The following is an 854-nucleotide window of genomic DNA, read 5'->3' as shown; positions in this document are numbered from 1 at the left end:
AACGCCTGCTTAAGGGGCGCCGAAGGCGTCCCATTTGAAGCACTTGTTAGCTGGCGCTTTAACTCGTTGCTGATTTGACGGCTTGTGCCGCATGAATTTGTGTTGTGTCGTAAAGTCGAATTGTTGTGTGTTGTTGCTGAATGAGCAGTGCTATTTCAGTGCATCCGAGAATTACAGCTTCTGCACCTTGAGAATACAACTCATTGACTATATCAAGGTATTTTTCTCTTGATTGATCTGTTGTTTTTCCAAGGCATAATTCGTTATAAATTATGTCATGGACTGTATTTCGGTCATTCTGGTTTGGAACAATAACTTCAATTCCATATTTTTCTGAAACTCGATTTTTATAAAAATCTTGTTCCATAGTGAATTTTGTTCCAAGTAATCCTACACGCTTAATACCATCGGTAACGAGAATTTCAGCTGTTGCATCTGCGATATGAATAACTGGAATTGAAATAGAAGACTGAATGTTATCTGCAACCTTGTGCATTGTATTTGTGCATATAAGAATAAAGTCAGCTCCACCTGATTCAATAGACTGTGCTGCTTGGGATAGAATTCGTGCTGTTTCATCCCAGCGGCCTTCATGTTGCAATTTTTCTATCTCTGCAAAGTCAACACTGTAAAGACAAATTTTAGCTGAATGTAAACCACCAAGAATTTCTTTTACACCTTCATTTATTTCTTTGTAATAACTTGCTGTAGATTCCCAACTCATTCCTCCAAGCAGACCGATAGTTTTCATTTCTCTCTCGTTTAGCTCAATTAGTGATTGTGCCAGCTAACGCCTGCGTGTGGGGCGCCGCAGGCGTCCCAGGAGCGAAGCGACGAACACCACGCACTTGTTA

Annotated in this window: 1 protein-coding gene; it reads right to left on the bottom strand. The window is 40.5% G+C overall.

Translation table 11 applies throughout. The features are described 5' to 3' along the window. Nucleotides 1–58 precede the first annotated feature (58 nt). Nucleotides 59–751 (bottom strand): aspartate/glutamate racemase family protein, encoded by a 693-nt coding sequence (locus QMA35_RS21895; RefSeq protein ID WP_281649251.1) that lies wholly within the window; start codon nt 749–751, stop codon nt 59–61. Nucleotides 752–854 lie beyond the last annotated feature (103 nt).

This window comes from Parendozoicomonas sp. Alg238-R29 (assembly GCF_947331445.1).
Classification (GTDB): domain Bacteria; phylum Pseudomonadota; class Gammaproteobacteria; order Pseudomonadales; family Endozoicomonadaceae; genus Sansalvadorimonas.
This window is presented reverse-complemented; position numbering and strand designations above follow the sequence as displayed.